The sequence below is a fragment of the Ralstonia condita genome, assembly GCF_958405655.1.
Classification (GTDB): Bacteria; Pseudomonadota; Gammaproteobacteria; order Burkholderiales; family Burkholderiaceae; genus Ralstonia; species Ralstonia condita.
On the sequence record NZ_CATYWO010000002.1, the window covers coordinates 1126568 to 1140980 of the forward strand.

The window sequence follows — 14413 nt, forward strand, 5'->3', positions numbered from 1 at the left end:
GGCAACGGACCTCCATGATAAGCCCGCCGCCGGGGCGCACACGCGATGTGCCACGCCGCCCCCCCGTCAGCAGACATGGCTGGGGCTGGGCGCATGGGTGCGCCGACGCTGCCAGAGCGTCTGCACAGCCAGCCAGCCTGGTCCCGCTGACGCCACGATGGTGATCAGCAGGCCCCATACAAAGTGGAACTCGATGGCTGAAGGCGACAGGCTTGCCCAGTACGACAGTGCGGCCACCAGATTGACGAAGAACAATCCGGCCGCCGCCAGCCGGGGCAGGATGCCGATCAGCATCAGCGACGGAAAGACGAGCTCGCCAAACGTCCCCATCGCCGCCGCGAGCATGGGCGGGAGCAATGGCACCTTGTATTCCTCGGCAAAGAGCAGCACGGTGGTGTCCCAGTCGTGCAGCTTTGTCAGGCCGGAGCGGAAGAACACATAAAAGAGATACGCACGCGCCACCAGCAGGAGACCGGCGAACAGGCCGCTCTGGGGGCCGGTGAAACGGTCGATCAGGGTGCGCAAATGCGTCAGGCGGGCGAGGGCGGCGGGTTTCATGGTGTATCTCCTGGGTCGGATGCAGGGTGTGCGGACAACCTGAGCAGCCCTGCGTGGTGGAGGCTGGTCAGGCTGGCGGTGAGATTGAAGTCCGCGCAGCGATCCAGCGTTTGTGTGAGTGCTGCTTCGAGCGATGCGGTGCCTGCGCAGGCCTCCAGAAAGGCGGCCGTGTGCGCGTCCACGTCGAGCACGACGACGCGGTGGTCACGCACGGTGACGATGGCGGCTTCACTGGTGGCAAGGTCGATGTCGGTCAGGGCGATGGAGGCGCTGGGCTGATGCGCGCGCCAGATCGATACAACGGGCCATGCCGAGGCGAGGCACCACGCGCCATCAACAAGACCAGCGCGCAGGGCATGCGTTGGCTGCGCGAGCAGGACGCCTGGCGTCGTGGCATCCGGCAGCGCGGGGTCTGCATCGGGCGCGTAATGTGCCCAGTGCACCCGCCATTCCAGCCGCGCCACATCGGCCAGGTATGGCACGCTGCTCGCCAGCGGTGAATGCGCGATCACATCGGGTACCGCGTCACCGTAGCGATGGAGGTTTGGCGAGGTGGAGCGCTGTACGGCGAGGGTCTCGTGCACGATCGCATCGAAGCACGCTTCGCCAACCAACGCCCGGCACACGGGGTACGCACCGGCCAACGCATTGCGCAGGATGGCCAGGCGCGCGTTGTGATAGACCGCCACGCCACGCGGCGCATCGATCATCGAGGGCGTCGTGAGCGCGCCGATCAGTCCTGCTTGCCAATCACGCAGTTGCATGGCGGGCCTCCGCGAGCGCGGCGTAGCCGTGACGATCGAGGACGCGTTGGGCCCGTTCGACTTCCTCAAGCAGGACGTGCACGGGCGGAAGATCCGCGTCCCATTCGATGAGTGTGGGGCGCGGGCCGTGTGCGGCGATCCACGCGCTGTAAATCGTCCACACGGGCGGATGCACGGGCGCGTTGTGGGTGTCGATCAGCATGCCGTCTTCCTCGCTGAAGCCCGCGAGGTGAATCTCCCCAACCTGGGTGGGGTCCACGTCGGCAAGCACTGATTCGACCGTTACGCCATGGTTGACGCTGTTGACGTACAGGTTGTTGAGGTCGAGCAGGATGCCGCAGCCGGTGCGGCGCGCCAGCGCGGTCAGGAAGGCGCCTTCGGAGAGGGCTTCATCGGCATCGACCAGCGTGCGGCAGTCGATGTAGGCGGCGATGTTCTCGATCAGCAGCGGCCGCTTGAGGATGTCCTGCGCTCGCTGGATGTTGGCGCAGACCACGTCGAACGACTCGCGGGAATAGGGCAGCGGCAACAGATCGTTGACGACCTGCGCCCCGCTGCGGTTGAAGCACAGGTGTTCGGAGATGGCCGCGGGGGCAATCGCGTCGGCCAGCGCGGCGATGGCGCGCACGTGCTCGACATCCAGTCCCTCGGCATTGCCAAGCCCCATTCCCACGCCATGCAGGCTGACGGGCTGGTGTGCCCGGGCAGCCAGCAGCGCGGCGCGGGCCGGGCCGCCATACAGATAGTTCTCGCTGTGCACTTCCACCCACGGGAAGCGCGCCTGCCTGTGCAGCAGGGCGGGAAAGTACGGTGCGCGCAGGCCGGCGCCAGCGCACGCTGGTAGGGTTGTCTGCATGGCGGTGCCCCAGTGTCGAACGCGGCCTTACTTGGCCGGCGCCTGCAATGAGCCGCCCATCTGCATGCACGTGCCGGCCGGCACGAACTTCCACGACGTCGGATCCTTGTCCATCTTCGATTGGCCGGCGCAGGCGTGGGCGCTGCCCGGGCTGGCGCAATCGTTCTGGCCGGCCTTGGCCACGCCAAAGCATTTCTCCTTGCCTGCGGCATCGGCGGCTTGCACCGGCGTGGACAGGGCGCCCAATGCGAGCAGGCTACCCAGGGCGGCGGCGATCATGGCGTGTTGTTTCATTTGTGTTCTCCTTGATTCAGCAGGTGTGGTTGAACGGTCTAGGGCGATGGCCCTGCCGTACGGCTGCGCTGCGGCATCGTGCCAAGCGTGTTCCGTGCAGCTTGGTCGACGCCCATGCACGTTCCTGACACGGGAGAACGAAATTTTTTTCGCCAGGTCATCGCCCAAAGAAAAAGGCGACCCGACGGGCCGCCTTCAGGCGAAACAGGAAAGATTTACCTGGCGTGGTGCGCAGCCCGTGTCCGGGCCGCCTTTTTGGCTGCCGCCGAGCGGCCAGCCGCGCCCTTGGTGGCAGCGCCCTTCTTGGCCGCCGCTGAGCGATCGGCATGCGAGCGCTTGGATGCCGCGCCGCGCGCCTGCTGGGATAGCGATGATTTGGAGGCTGCGGCACGGCCTTCCTGCTTCAAGGTGCGCGTGGTGGTCTTGCTGCGCTTGCTGGAGGATTCCTTGCTAGCGGTGGCGTGGCTGTCTTTCTTGCTGCCGGCCTTCATGTCGCGCTCGGCCTTCTTGCGCGCGGCGGCGGACGCCTTGCCTTCTGCTGGCGGCTTGACGCCGACGCCTGCGCGCCGTGCCTTGGATAGCCCGATGGCGATGGCTTGCCTGGTGCTTTTCGCCCCGTGCTTGCCCTCGCGGATGTGATCCATTTCTTCCTTGACGAAGTTGCCTGCCTGTGTCGAGGCGGCCTTGCCGTGGCGCTGGTCGGCGCGCGCACGTTCTACGGTCTTGCGTTCCGGCATGATGACGTCCTCCGTTGGGTTGGAGCGCCAGCCGGGCGGTGCAATGGATTGAATCGATGCATCAACCGGCGGCGCCTGCACCCTCCACGACGCAACCCGCGTACCTGCACCGCTTGGTCAACCAATGCGGAAATGTTCGATGCTCTGTCCGGCGTTGACGGCACGCTGCAGCCAGTCCGGCATGTTGCCGGTGCCGTCCCAATGCTGTCCGTCTGCGCTCATGTAGACCGGGCCGGCGGGCGGCGGCGGTGCATCGAAGCATCCCTGCGCCTGCAGGTCTTCGATGGACAGTCCGTACGTTTGCATTTGATCCTGGACCCAGGCGATCGCAGCCTCGCGGCCTGGTTGCGGCGGGTGACCTTCCTTCATCTTGTGCGTATGGTTGGGTTTCTGTCCGCCGGCGGGCCAATCGGAGAGAGAGGCAGACGCAGGGCGCGTCTGATGCCAGCGGAAAACGCACAAGAATAACAGCAGTTTGGCTGTGGCTCCCCATTGGGCGCCAGCAGCGCGGTTCGCTACTCGGCCCGCGCCGAGCCCGCCCTTGCGCGCAGCCACCGGGTTGGCGACCAACCGAGGTTCATGCCTGCCGCCGCCAACAGGATGGCGGCGGCCCCCAGAAACTGAGCCGGTTGCAGCCGATGCCCGAACGCAGCAATGTCCACCACGATGGCAACGATCGGGTAGATGAACGACAGCGAACCCGTCAGATGGGTGGGCAGTCTCTGGATGGCGCCATACAGCAGGATATACATCAGGCCAGTGTGTACCACGCCGACCGTGACGAGGATGCCCCACGTCTGCGCATCCCGAGGCGCGTGCGCCAGGTTGGCCAGCGGCGCCAGCATCAGCACGCCCACGCATACCTGGACCAGTGCGATGAGGTGCGGTGGCGTGCCGGCCAGTTTCTTGGTGATGAGGGCCGCGACGGCGTAGGCAAACGCCGCGCCCAGCGCCAGCGCAATTCCCGCCAGGTAGTCCGTGCCCGCGCTCGCGGCCGGCCCGACCTGCACGATCAACAGGACGCCGATGAACGCGACGGCCAGCCACGTCAGCTTGGCGGCGGTCAGCCTTTCCGACAGAAACAGCGCCCCCAGTCCGACCAGCATGAACGGCTGCGTGTTGTAGACCGCCGTCGCAATCGAAATGGATGCCCGCGGATACGCCGCGAACAGCAGCAACCAGTTGATGACGATGGCCACACCGCCAAGCGCGGCAATGCCCGCCCGCCGCCACGTCATGGCACCGCGCAACAGTCCCAGTGCGGCGCACACCACGAGCAGCGTAATGGCGCCGAACAGGCATCGCCAGAAGACCACGTCCATGACTGGCTGGCCCGAGCGAACGACAAACCAGCCGATCGTTCCGGAAATCGTCATGGCAGCGGTCATCTCGACCGTGCCGCGTGTCTTGTTGTCCATGTCAGCCATCCATTGTGTGAATGCAAGAAGGATCGCATTCAGGCGGGCTGTTTTCCATCGGTTTTGTAAGGCAGAATGAGCGATATTACTAACAAAATAAGGCGAAATGCCCGCTGGAGGTGCGATGAGTACGCTAGATGAACTGGATCAGCGCGTGCTTGATGTGCTGCTGACCGATTCCCGCATCTCGCTCAAGCAGTTGGCGGAGCAGGTGGGGCTGTCGTCGCCGAGTGTCTCGGAGCGGCTGCGACGGCTGGAAGCGCGCGGCGTGATCCGCCGGTACACCGTGGACCTGGACCCCGTTGCGCTGGGCTATCCCCTGCAGGCCATCGTGCGGGTGCGGCCCATGCCGGGCAAGCTGCATATCGTGCAGAAGCTGATCGAGGACATCCCGCAGATCAGCGAATGCGACAAGGTCACGGGCGAGGATTGCTTCATTGCGCGGCTGTTCGTGCGCTCGATCGACCAGCTCGATCAGATTCTCGACCGCGTGGCCGATCACGCGGAAACCAACACGGCCATCGTCAAGGCCCAGCCGGTGCGGCGCCGGGCACCGCCGTCAATACGGGGATGAGGCTATAGTGCCCTGGCGCACCGCCTGATATCGTTTGCGCGCCAACAACACGTACGCCGGCACAACTGGCGTACCCAAAAGGAGCTCCCATGCAGAATCCAAGAACAGGCATGCGGTGGATCGCCGCCGCAATCGCGTCCGTGAGCATCGCGACCATCGCCCCCGCTCAGGCCGCCTCGGTGGCGCCTGTCGCGGCGGAGAACGGAATGGTCGTCTCGGCGCAGCACCTGGCCACCATGGTCGGGGTGGACGTGCTCAAGCACGGCGGCAACGCGGTGGATGCCGCCGTGGCCGTCGGCTACGCGCTGGCCGTGGTCTACCCTGCGGCTGGCAACCTCGGCGGCGGTGGTTTCATGACCATCCAGCTGGCCGACGGCCGCAAGACCTTCCTCGACTTCCGTGAAGTCGCACCGAAGGCGGCCACCGCCAACATGTACCTGGACAAGGACGGCAACGTCATCAAGGGCGCTTCGACCAAGGGCCACCTCGCCGTGGGCGTGCCGGGTACCGTATCGGGCATGGAATACGCCCGCCAGAAGTACGGCACCATGCAGCGCGCCGCGCTGATCGCGCCGGCCATTCAGCTGGCCGAGAAGGGGTTCGCGCTGGACCAGGGCGATGTCGACATGCTGCACACCTCGACCAAGGACTTCCAGGAGGACGCAGCGTCCGGCGCGGTGTTCTTGAACAAGGGCCAGCCGTTCCAGGTGGGCGAGAAACTGGTGCAGCATGATCTGGCCAGGACGCTGCGCGAGATCAGCAGCAAGGGTACCGACGGCTTCTACAAGGGCTGGGTCGGGCAGGCCATTGCTGCATCGAGCAAAGCCGGTGGTGGCCTGATCACGCCGGAAGACCTGGTCAGCTACAAGACGCGCGAACTGGCCCCGGTCGAGTGCGATTACCGTGGCTATCACGTGGTGTCTGCGCCGCCCCCGAGCTCTGGCGGCGTGATCATCTGCGAAATGCTGAACATCCTCGAGGGCTATCCGCTCAAGGAACTCGGCTGGCATTCGGCGCAGGCGACGCATTACCAGATCGAGGCCATGCGTCACGCCTACGTGGACCGCAACAGCTACCTGGGCGACCCGGATTTCGTGAAGAACCCGCTGGACCGCCTGCTGAGCAAGGACTACGCCGCCAAGATCCGCGCCGTGATCGACCCGAAGAAGGCCGGTGTGTCGAAGGACATCAAGCCCGGCGTCGAGCCGCATGAGGGAACGAACACGACGCACTACTCGATTGCCGACAAGTACGGCAACGCGGTGTCCGTCACCTACACGCTGAATGACTGGTTTGGCGCGAAGGTCATGGCCGCCAGGACGGGCGTGGTGCTGAACGACGAGATGGACGACTTCACGGCCAAGGTCGGCGTGCCGAACCTCTACGGCCTGGTGCAGGGCGAAGCCAATTCGATCGCCCCGGGCAAGCGTCCGCTGTCGTCGATGAGCCCGACCATCGTCACCAAGGAGGGCAAGCCCGTCATGGTGTTGGGCACGCCGGGCGGCAGCCGCATCATCACGGCCGTCATGCTGACCATGATCAACGCCATCGACTACGGCATGAACGTGCAGGAAGCCGTGGATATGCCGCGCTTTCATCAGCAATGGCTGCCTGACGTGACCAACGTCGAGCCCTACGCCCTGTCGCCGGATACCCGCAAGATCCTGACCGACATGGGTCACAACCTCGGCGCGCCGCAGCCTGCCAACCACCTGGCGGCGATCATCGTCGGCGCACCGTCGCTCGGCGGCAAGCCGGTCGGCAACAACCGCTTCTATGGCGCGAACGATCCGCGTCGCAACACGGGGCTGGCGGCCGGTTTCTGATCGTCCTGAAGGCCCGTCGTGCGAAGAAGCCCGCTCGATAAGCGGGCTTTTTCTTTGCTGCAACGGCCTGCCGAATGCAACGTGATCGCTGCGGCGGCCGGCGGGGGCTAGACCTCGAAGTACTCCGGACGCAGCCGGCGGGTGATTTCCAGCACGGGCAACACGTGGTCGAGGTGATCACGCATGGCCTGCACGGCTTCCTTCGGGTTGCGCGAGGCCAGGGCTTCGATGACGGCGCGGTGCTCGGCGAGCACTTCGGTCATGCGCCCCTCGAGCGGCAGCGTCAGCAGGCGATAGCGGTCGATCTGAGTCTTGACTTCAAGAATGATCTGCCACACGCCGGGATAGCCCGACAGCTCGGCCAGCGTGGCGTGGAAGGCTTCATCCGTGCGGAAAAAACCGCGGCGGTTGCTCTCGCGCACGCACTGGGCCTGCCGTTCGAGTACGACGTTGAGCTTCTTGATGCCTTCGGGCGTGATGCGCTCGGCGGCCTTTTCGATGATGGCGACCTCCAGTGCACCGCGCACGAGCATGGCCTCTTCCAGCGTGCTGAGCGGAATGCGCGAGACGAACGTGCCGACGCGCGGCTGGACGTCGATCAATCCTTCTTCTGCCAGACGTTGCACGGCTTCGTGGACGGGCGTGCGGCTGGTGCCGAATTCGTCGGCAAGATCCTTTTCAACGATGCGCGTGCCAGGCAGCAGTTCCATTTCGACGATGCGCTCGCGCAGGCTGAGGTACACGCGCCGGGAGGCGGTCATCGTGGCCTCGCCCTGGGATGGCGAGGGAAAGGGGCGCGCAGTCATACAGCTCGCAACAAGTTCGGGTGGTAATGGAAGGGATCGCAACGGCGCAGCCTGAGAATGTCGATGCGGTCAGAGACCAGGGCCGGCGCGGGCACCCATGATAGCGGCAAACCCCGCGCAGTTGAATCGAGGCGGGCCCGGGCACCGCTTTCGCGCAGCAGCCGGACCCGGGATGGCTCGATCAGAATCGATGGATCATGCCGACAGCCACGGCCAACTGCGACCCTGTCGCCGACGGTGCGCCGTTCTGGCCATCGCCAATCGATGCCGTGGCGTCGATGATGCTGCCCGTGGGCGACAGCGTCTTGCCGTTGGCATGCTGGTAAGCCTCGAGCACGTACAGACCGGTGCGCTTGGAGAAGCTGTAGTACTGCGACAGCGTGATCTGGTGATAGCTCGCCGCGTCGCTGATGCCGTTTGCCTTGCTGGCCCGCGTGTAGGCGTAGCCGGCGGCCAGGTCCAGCGTCGGCGTGGCCTTGTAGTGCAGGACCGCGCCGCCGGTGTTGAAGATCGCCTGGTTGGCGAACTTGGAGTTCACGCCCGGGATGTACTGGACGTTGGAGTACGACACCGACAGATCCCACCTGGGCGAGAAGGTGTAGGAGCCCAGCACCGCAAAGCGCTGCTGCGCTGCCGCCAATTGATAGCCAGCGTTGATGGCCGATACGGCCGGTTGGCTGCCTGCATTGGACAGGGACGAGTTCGCACCCCAGGCGCCGCCGCCCACCGCTGAATTGTTGACGCGCATGAAGCCGGCACCGATGCCGAACGAACCCGCGGCATAACGCGTGGCCAGGCTCCAGGTCGAGCCATTGCCGAAACTTCCTGGCGTTTCGCCCATGCCGTAGGAGCCGCTGATGGTCACGCCGCCGAGCGTGGGCGAGGTGTAGACGACCGAATTGTTCACGCGATAGTTCGTGTCGAACGAATCGATGTCGCCAGGGTGTGCGCCGTAGAAGCCCGTCAGCCAGTTGATCGGGCTGTAGGGGGCCAGGATCGAGAAGTACGCGGTGTACTGCCGACCGACGGTGAGGGCGCCGTAATCGCGGTTGCTCAGTCCGACGAAGGCTTGGCGGTTGAACATGAGCCCGGATACCGACTGCGCCCCGGTGTCGCCGTTGAAGCCTTGCTCGAGCACGAATTGGGCGCTGTTGCCGCCACCCAGGTCTTCATTGCCCTTGAAGCCGAAGCGGCTGCCCGACCAGATGCCCGAGTTCATCTTCGTGACTGCGTGGCCGTTGGTGGTCGAGCCCACCGACGTCTGGTTGCTTTGGTATCCGATCGACACGTCGATGTTGCCGTACAGCGTGACGCTGCTCTGCGCGTATGCGGATCCGGCCCCCGCGCCCATCAGGGCGAGGCCGGCCGCGATTGCTACCTGCTTCTTCATGACTTCTCCTTTGTGTTGCAGCCGAGGCTGCCTGTTGGTTATTCAGTGAATGGATTGCGGCTCAGTACACCGGATGCCCGCTGATCAGGCTGGGCAGCCAGGTCGAAAAGAAAGGCATGTACGTCACGACGTTGATGGCGCTGAAGATCGCGAGGTAGTAAGGCCAGGCGATCTTGGTGGTCTCGCCGATGGAGACTTCGCCGATGGCGCAGCCGACAAACTGCACCGAGCCGATGGGCGGATGCACGAGGCCCAGCGAGCAGTTGAGCAGCAACATGATCCCGAACTGCACCGGGCCGACGCCGCAATGCATGGCCAGCGGCAGGAACAGCGGCGTGGTGATCAGGATGTGCGCCGCCATGTCGACGAACGTGCCCAGGAACACCTGCAGGATGTTGATGTAGAGCAGCATCAGCCAGGGTGCGGCGCTCGTCTGCGTGAGCATCTGCTCGATCGCGTCGGGGATCTCCAGATACGCCATCTGGAAGCGCAGCATGTTCGACACGGCAATCAGCAGCAGCACCACGCCCGTGGTCTTGGCGGCATGCGCCAGCGCACGCTTGAACTTATGCCAGCTCATCGAGCGATAGACGAGGACCGTGAGACCCAGCGAATACGCCACGGCAATGGCGGCGGCTTCGGTGGCGGTGGCAATGCCCATGGCCACGCACACCAGGATCAGCGCGATCACCATCAAGCCCGGAACCGCACCGACAAAGGCACGCGCGACGGCCAGCCATCCCGGAAACGGCGGCAGCTCGGTCGACCCATCGGCGCGGCGCGGAAAGCCGTAGCGCTTGGCCTGCCAGTAGGCGGCGATCAGCACGAACCCCATCACCCACAGCACCGGCAGCAGCCCGGAGAAGAGCAGGTCGCCAATCGACACGCCGCTGACCTGCTGGCCGTTGAGCGTGCCCACGATGCCCTGCGCCGCAAAGGCGTAGATGATCATATTGGTGGAGGTCGGCATCAGCGCGCCGGCCAGCGAGGCATGCGTGGTCACGTTCACGGCATAGGCCGCGCTGTAACCCTCGCGCTTCATGAGCGGGATCACGACGCCGCCCATGGCGGACGTATCAGCCGTGGGCGAGCCCGACACGCCGCCGAACAGCGTGCAGGCCACCACGTTGGCCATGCCCAGGCCGCCGCGGAAGTGTCCGACCAGCGCCTGCGCGAAACGCAGGATGCGGTCGGCAATGCCGCCGTGCAGCATCAGCTCGCCCGACAGGATGAAGAACGGCACGGCGAGGAACGAGAAGGCGTTCATCCCCGAGATCATCGACTGCATGGCCGTTGCCGCAGGCAGGCCTTCATGCAGGTAGGTCAGCACGCACGACAGGCCGAGCGCGAACGAAACCGGCACACCCAACAGCAGGAACACCAGAAAACTGACAGAAAGAATGGCGAGATCCATGACGACTCAACTTGCTTTTTTCGCGAACAACGCGACCAGGCGCTCAAGGGCGAACAGGACAATGGCGACACTGGCGACGATCGGAATCCAGTACCGCACGGCTTCAGGCAGCCCGAGAATGGGAATGCGGTCGTCGTAGGTGGTCTCCGCCATATCGAAGCAACCGATGAAGATGACCACCGCAAAGGCGATCAGGCACAACTTCTGCAGCACGTGCGCGGCCAGCTTGCCGCGGGGGGGCAGACGCTCAACAAAGGAGTCCAGGCCGATATGGCCTCCCTCGCGCACCTTGAGCGCCGCGCCGAACATGGCAATCGCCACCACCATCAGAAGGGCGATCGGTTCAACGAAATCGGGCGCGTTGTTGAAGACGTAGCGCATGATCACGCCGTAGAAGACCAGCACGGTCAGCGTGGCAAGGCACAGTGCCGCCACAACCGTGAGCAGAAGCGCAAACGCATCGTTGGTGCGCTTGAGTAGAGACATCGATTGCATGCTCAACCTGGAGGGGAACGCGGTATGGGAGGTGGGCAGGCGAGGCCGGTCTGCACCGGCTGCCTGCCCGGCGCACGGCCTGCGGGAAAGGCGCAGGCCGTGTGCTTGAAGGGAAGGAGCCGCTGGCTTACTTGGTGGCCACGATGGCGTTGACGATGTCCTTCATCTGCTGCGTGGTCTCATACTTGGTCCACACCGGCTGCATGGCCTTGACGAAGGCGGCCCGGTCCACTTGTGCCGCTGGCACGATGGTGGCGTTGCCCTTGGTCACCGCCGCGGTGGCCGCCTGTTCGCGCGCGGTCCAGAGCTTGACGTAGTACGGTACGGAATCCGCAGCTGCCTTGCGGATGGCGGCCTGCTCCTGCGGCGTCAGGGTGTCCCAGATCTTCTTGGAGAACACCAGTACTTCCGGCGTCATCGCGTGCTCGGTTTCGGAAAAGATCTGCGCGACCTCAAAGTGCTTGGTCTCTTCATACGAGGGGATGTTGTTTTCCGCCGCGTCGACCAGACCCGTCTTCAGGCCGGTGTAGACCTCGCTGAAGGGCATCGGCGTGGGGGTGCCGCCCATGGCCTTGATCTCGTCGACCATCAGGTCAGACGGTTGCACCCGGATCTTCAGCCCCTTCATGTCGGCGGGTGAGTGGATCGCGCGTTTGGCATAGATCGAACGCGCGCCGCTCTCATAGAACGTCAGCGCGACGAAACCCTTGGCGGCAAACGCGTCGAGAATCTTCTGGCCGACCGGGCCGTACATCACCTTGCGGAAGTGGTCGATGTCGCGGAACAGGAAGGGCAGCGAGGGGATGACCGATTCCGGAACGATCTCGTTGAAGGCCGCGCCATTGGCCCGCACCATGTCGATGGCGCCAATGCGCACCTGATCGATGGTGTCCTTCTCGGAGCCCAATGCGCTGTTGCCGAACACCTTGACGGTGTCCTTGCCGCCGGTTGCCTTGGCGATTTCCTCGCCCATGAACTTGACGGCCATGTTGGTCGGGTAGGTGTCGCCGTGCACATCGGCAACACGGAAGGTGCGCGCTTGCGCTGCGCCGCTTGCGAAGGCGGCCAGCAGTGCGGCGAACAGCAGGGAGGTACGGGCGATTGCGGTAGGGCGTTTCATGATGGATGGGTTGGCAGCAAGGTCGGAATAAAAAGGCGCTGGCCAGCGGAGCCGGCCGAGCGCGAAGGAGGCGGGTTGCTCAGCGGGCGTCAGTGATCGTGGTATTGAAGGTCTGTCCACCGATCACCACGTTCTGCAGCGTGATGTCGTGCACGTTGTAGGCGTAGATCGGCCCCGGCGTAGTGGCGCTTGCCGGGCCTGCCGCCGTGGGCGTGCCGAAGTTGCAGTTCGAGATCGTCACGCCCGTGATGGGCGGAATGGTGGGCACGGGCAGGGGGCCGTTGTAGTCGAACGCCACAGGCCCCTGCGCGACGACCACCTGGAAGCACGAACCCGTCAGGCCGCCGTTGGTGACGTTGCCCGCGGTCACGTTGGAGATGTTCACGTTCTGCACCAGGGCCGGCCGTGTGCGAATGGCATCCGCCGCCGGCTGGTAATCGCAGTCGAACGTGATCAGGCCGCCCTGCGAGGCGGACGGGTTGGCGGCGGTCGCCGTCACGACGCCCAGCGGCACCGTGCTGTTGATCGGGCTGCCTGCCAGCATCTTGCTGCCGTAGCCGGCGCCTGTGAGGTTCACGCCATTGGGCAGGCTGACGTTGGTCACATAGAAGTTCTTGACGAACCCGCCCCGGTTCATGTTCGTCTTGATGCGGATGGCGATGTTGAGGGAGTTCGTTGCCCAGAACTGGTTGAGCATCGCCAGGTTGCGCGCATAGATGTTCTGCACGCCGCCGCCCATCTCGCTGCCCAGCGTGATGCCGCCGTGGCCGCTGTTCATCGTGCAGTTCTGGATGACGTGGTCTTGCGCCGGGCCGTAGCCGGTGTCGAGGTTCTTGCCCGACTTGATGGCGATGCAATCGTCGCCCGTGTTGAACGTGACGTTCTCGCACAGCACGTTGCTGCAGGCGTCGGGGTCGAAGCCATCGTTGTTGGGGCCGATGCTGTCCACCGTCACGCCACGGATGACCACGTTCGTGCAGTGCACCGGATGGTGCTGCCAGAACGGCGTGTTGACGGTGCGGTAGTTCTCCATCAGCACATTGGTGCAGCCGATGAACTCCACCATGCTGGGGCGCAGGTAGTGCCCGAGCCCAAAGATGCGTTTTTCCACCGGCACGCCTGCCTCGGACAGGGCAGGCAGGTAGTTCTGATCCTGCTGCCAGGGCGTCGCCGGGTTGGTCAAGAGCGCATAGAGCGTGCTCGAAATGCCGGGTGCGGCTGTCTGCAGATCGACATTGTTGGGGTTGCTGTAGGCCTGCGAAGGCGTGCTCGAATTGACGCAGCCGTAGGCGCCATTGGAACCCTTGTACGTCCACCAGCACGTGCTGGTATTGCCCGAACCTGCGAACGGCGTCATGGCCTGGCCGTTGAGCACGGAGGTCGGGCCTTCACCCGTCAGGGCAATATTGCTGGCGTTGCGCGCATAGACGGGCGAGCCGAAGTTCAGGCAGTCATCGGCCTGCCAGCGGCTGTAATAGAGCTTGCCGTTGGTACCGCAGTCGATCGGGCCGTCCTTGGCGTAATCGGCCGGGTTGGGGCTGAAGTAGATCGTGCAGTTTGCGCTCAGGTGGAAGTTGACATTGCTCTGCAGAACGATCGGTCCGGCGCAGTACCACGTGCCGGCTGGGACCACCACACGGCCGCCGCCTGCGGCATTGCACGCCGCGATGGCCGCCAGGAAAGCGGGACGCGAATCAAACGCCCCCGGGGCCTGTGTCGCCCCCGCCCCCGAGCTCACGGGTGACTTGGTGGGATCGGTGTAGGGGCTGGTCTGGGCGACCACCGCGCAAGGCTGCGCGCCAAATGCCTCGACCTGGAAATCGACGGCCGGAAAGGCACTCTGCGCCACACCCTGCAGCGACGCGATGATGTTTGTCGCAGCGCCGGTCGGCCCCCAGATCGGGTCGGCCTGCACCGGCGCGGTGGGCGTGGCGGCCGACGACGCAGCGTCGGAACCGCCGCCGCAAGCGCTGACCAAAGCACCGCCGACCACGGCGCCGCCATAACTCAGGAATGCGCGGCGGGAGGGATTGAGCGGGCCGCGGGCACGGTTGGCCGGTCGCCGCGGAATACGGGGGGCTGCTGTCATGGGTCTCCTCATCTCATTGTTGTGGTGTGCCGTTTTCCCGAGCACGAATTGATATATCAGAATCTATTGATT

At 64.7% G+C, this 14413-nt stretch carries 15 protein-coding genes; 2 read left to right on the top strand and 13 right to left on the bottom strand.

Features of this window, described 5'->3' with window-relative positions:
- Positions 1-66 precede the first annotated feature (66 nt).
- From R2N03_RS11580 to R2N03_RS11610, 7 genes are all read right to left on the bottom strand, one after another.
- Complete coding sequence (locus R2N03_RS11580) at positions 67-558, bottom strand: DoxX family protein (protein WP_316657735.1); 492 nt, start codon at positions 556-558, stop codon at positions 67-69.
- Positions 555-1322 (bottom strand): HvfC/BufC family peptide modification chaperone, encoded by a 768-nt coding sequence (locus R2N03_RS11585; protein WP_316657736.1) that lies wholly within the window; start codon positions 1320-1322, stop codon positions 555-557. The genes R2N03_RS11580 and R2N03_RS11585 overlap by 4 nt, the downstream gene beginning before the upstream one ends.
- The gene (gene bufB, locus R2N03_RS11590; RefSeq protein ID WP_316657737.1) at positions 1309-2178 is read right to left on the bottom strand and encodes an MNIO family bufferin maturase; all 870 of its coding nucleotides are present in this window, start codon (positions 2176-2178) and stop codon (positions 1309-1311) included. Before bufB ends, R2N03_RS11585 begins: the two co-directional genes overlap by 14 nt.
- Before the next feature lie 27 nt (positions 2179-2205).
- Positions 2206-2472, bottom strand: coding sequence for a BufA1 family periplasmic bufferin-type metallophore (locus R2N03_RS11595; protein WP_316657739.1), 267 nt, complete (start codon positions 2470-2472; stop codon positions 2206-2208).
- A gap of 215 nt (positions 2473-2687) precedes the next feature.
- Positions 2688-3209 carry a DNA-binding protein gene (locus tag R2N03_RS11600; protein ID WP_316657740.1) on the bottom strand — a complete coding sequence of 174 codons (522 nt, stop codon included), beginning with the start codon at positions 3207-3209 and terminating at the stop codon, positions 2688-2690.
- A gap of 117 nt (positions 3210-3326) precedes the next feature.
- Complete coding sequence (locus R2N03_RS11605) at positions 3327-3578, bottom strand: H-NS family nucleoid-associated regulatory protein (protein WP_316657742.1); 252 nt, start codon at positions 3576-3578, stop codon at positions 3327-3329.
- Positions 3579-3724: 146 nt separating this feature from the next.
- Positions 3725-4627 carry a DMT family transporter gene (locus tag R2N03_RS11610; protein WP_316657744.1) on the bottom strand — a complete coding sequence of 301 codons (903 nt, stop codon included), beginning with the start codon at positions 4625-4627 and terminating at the stop codon, positions 3725-3727.
- Between the two features lie 124 nt (positions 4628-4751).
- On the opposite strand from R2N03_RS11610, the gene R2N03_RS11615 reads away from it, so the two are divergent.
- Both R2N03_RS11615 and ggt read left to right on the top strand, forming a co-directional pair.
- Positions 4752-5201: an Lrp/AsnC family transcriptional regulator gene (locus R2N03_RS11615; protein WP_316657745.1), complete on the top strand. Its 450-nt coding sequence runs from the start codon at positions 4752-4754 to the stop codon at positions 5199-5201.
- Positions 5202-5290: 89 nt separating this feature from the next.
- Positions 5291-7027, top strand: a complete 1737-nt coding sequence (gene ggt / locus R2N03_RS11620) for a gamma-glutamyltransferase (protein WP_316657746.1) — start codon at positions 5291-5293, stop codon at positions 7025-7027.
- Positions 7028-7134: 107 nt separating this feature from the next.
- Here ggt and R2N03_RS11625 read toward each other — a convergent pair whose 3' ends face one another.
- From R2N03_RS11625 to R2N03_RS11650, 6 genes are all read right to left on the bottom strand, one after another.
- Positions 7135-7788, bottom strand: a complete 654-nt coding sequence (locus R2N03_RS11625) for a GntR family transcriptional regulator (protein WP_316657748.1) — start codon at positions 7786-7788, stop codon at positions 7135-7137.
- 226 nt (positions 7789-8014) lie between these two features.
- The gene (locus tag R2N03_RS11630; protein WP_316657749.1) at positions 8015-9223 is read right to left on the bottom strand and encodes a porin; all 1209 of its coding nucleotides are present in this window, start codon (positions 9221-9223) and stop codon (positions 8015-8017) included.
- A gap of 61 nt (positions 9224-9284) precedes the next feature.
- The gene (locus R2N03_RS11635) at positions 9285-10637 is read right to left on the bottom strand and encodes a TRAP transporter large permease (RefSeq protein ID WP_316657750.1); all 1353 of its coding nucleotides are present in this window, start codon (positions 10635-10637) and stop codon (positions 9285-9287) included.
- A gap of 6 nt (positions 10638-10643) precedes the next feature.
- Entirely contained in the window at positions 10644-11132 is a 489-nt protein-coding gene (locus tag R2N03_RS11640) for a TRAP transporter small permease (protein ID WP_316657752.1), read from the bottom strand.
- Between the two features lie 127 nt (positions 11133-11259).
- Positions 11260-12252 carry a TRAP transporter substrate-binding protein gene (locus tag R2N03_RS11645; protein ID WP_316657753.1) on the bottom strand — a complete coding sequence of 331 codons (993 nt, stop codon included), beginning with the start codon at positions 12250-12252 and terminating at the stop codon, positions 11260-11262.
- Between the two features lie 79 nt (positions 12253-12331).
- On the bottom strand, positions 12332-14341 hold the full coding sequence (locus tag R2N03_RS11650) for a glycoside hydrolase family 28 protein (RefSeq protein ID WP_316657754.1): 2010 nt from the start codon (positions 14339-14341) through the stop codon (positions 12332-12334).
- Positions 14342-14413: the final 72 nt, after the last annotated feature.

Coding starts and splice junctions, on each gene's coding strand:
- R2N03_RS11580 (WP_316657735.1), bottom strand. CDS start 558: ATGAAACCCGCCGCCCTCGCCCGCCTGACGCATTTGCGCACCCTGATC.
- R2N03_RS11585 (WP_316657736.1), bottom strand. CDS start 1,322: ATGCAACTGCGTGATTGGCAAGCAGGACTGATCGGCGCGCTCACGACG.
- bufB (WP_316657737.1), bottom strand. CDS start 2,178: ATGCAGACAACCCTACCAGCGTGCGCTGGCGCCGGCCTGCGCGCACCG.
- R2N03_RS11595 (WP_316657739.1), bottom strand. CDS start 2,472: ATGAAACAACACGCCATGATCGCCGCCGCCCTGGGTAGCCTGCTCGCA.
- R2N03_RS11600 (WP_316657740.1), bottom strand. CDS start 3,209: ATGCCGGAACGCAAGACCGTAGAACGTGCGCGCGCCGACCAGCGCCAC.
- R2N03_RS11605 (WP_316657742.1), bottom strand. CDS start 3,578: ATGAAGGAAGGTCACCCGCCGCAACCAGGCCGCGAGGCTGCGATCGCC.
- R2N03_RS11610 (WP_316657744.1), bottom strand. CDS start 4,627: ATGGACAACAAGACACGCGGCACGGTCGAGATGACCGCTGCCATGACG.
- R2N03_RS11615 (WP_316657745.1), top strand. CDS start 4,752: ATGAGTACGCTAGATGAACTGGATCAGCGCGTGCTTGATGTGCTGCTG.
- ggt (WP_316657746.1), top strand. CDS start 5,291: ATGCAGAATCCAAGAACAGGCATGCGGTGGATCGCCGCCGCAATCGCG.
- R2N03_RS11625 (WP_316657748.1), bottom strand. CDS start 7,788: ATGACCGCCTCCCGGCGCGTGTACCTCAGCCTGCGCGAGCGCATCGTC.
- R2N03_RS11630 (WP_316657749.1), bottom strand. CDS start 9,223: ATGAAGAAGCAGGTAGCAATCGCGGCCGGCCTCGCCCTGATGGGCGCG.
- R2N03_RS11635 (WP_316657750.1), bottom strand. CDS start 10,637: ATGGATCTCGCCATTCTTTCTGTCAGTTTTCTGGTGTTCCTGCTGTTG.
- R2N03_RS11640 (WP_316657752.1), bottom strand. CDS start 11,132: ATGCAATCGATGTCTCTACTCAAGCGCACCAACGATGCGTTTGCGCTT.
- R2N03_RS11645 (WP_316657753.1), bottom strand. CDS start 12,252: ATGAAACGCCCTACCGCAATCGCCCGTACCTCCCTGCTGTTCGCCGCA.
- R2N03_RS11650 (WP_316657754.1), bottom strand. CDS start 14,341: ATGACAGCAGCCCCCCGTATTCCGCGGCGACCGGCCAACCGTGCCCGC.